General features: G+C 61.7%; 1 protein-coding gene. It reads left to right on the top strand.

Annotation, left to right across the window (positions count from 1 at the left end; all coding sequences use genetic code 11):
- A partial coding sequence (locus BG61_RS38720) for an electron transfer flavoprotein subunit beta/FixA family protein (protein WP_241486509.1) occupies positions 1 to 723 on the top strand: 723 nt, incomplete at its 5' end.
- Between the last annotated feature and the right edge of the window lie 40 nt (positions 724 to 763).

Below are 763 nucleotides of genomic sequence, written 5' to 3'. Positions count from 1 at the left end.
GTGGTCGACTACAACGTGAAGGTCCGCGTGAAGTCGGACAACACGGGAGTCGATATCGCCAATGTGAAGATGTCGATGAACCCGTTCGATGAAATCGCGGTGGAAGAGGCCGTACGTCTGAAGGAAGCCGGTGTGGCGACCGAAGTGATTGCCGTGTCGTGCGGCGTGACGCAGTGTCAGGAGACGCTGCGCACCGCGATGGCGATCGGCGCGGACCGCGGCATTCTGGTCGAATCCGCCGACGAATTGCAGCCGCTCGCGGTCGCGAAGATCCTCAAGGCGCTGGTGGACAAGGAGCAGCCGCAACTGGTGATCCTCGGCAAGCAGGCCATCGACGACGACTCCAACCAGACCGGCCAGATGCTGGCTGCGCTGGCGGGACTGCCGCAGGCGACGTTTGCGTCGAAAGTGGTGGTAGCCGATGGCAAGGCCACCGTCTCGCGCGAAGTCGATGGCGGGGCGGAAACGCTGTCGCTGAAGTTGCCCGCCGTGATCACCACGGATTTGCGCCTGAACGAGCCGCGCTATGTCACGCTGCCCAACATCATGAAGGCGAAAAAGAAGCCGTTGGAGACGCTCAAGCCCGCGGACCTCGGCGTCGATGTCGCGCCGCGCCTGAAAACGCTGAAAGTCGTCGAACCGCCGAAGCGCAGCGCTGGCGTGATGGTGCCGGACGTGAAGACGCTGGTGGAAAAGCTCAAGAACGAAGCCAAGGTTCTGTAAGGAGACAGGCATGACGATTCTGGTAATTGCAGAACACGAC

This window comes from Caballeronia glathei (assembly GCF_000698595.1).
In the GTDB taxonomy this organism is placed as follows: Bacteria; Pseudomonadota; Gammaproteobacteria; order Burkholderiales; family Burkholderiaceae; genus Caballeronia; species Caballeronia glathei.
Note: the sequence above shows the minus strand (reverse complement) of the source record. Positions and strands in the feature narration are given on the sequence as shown.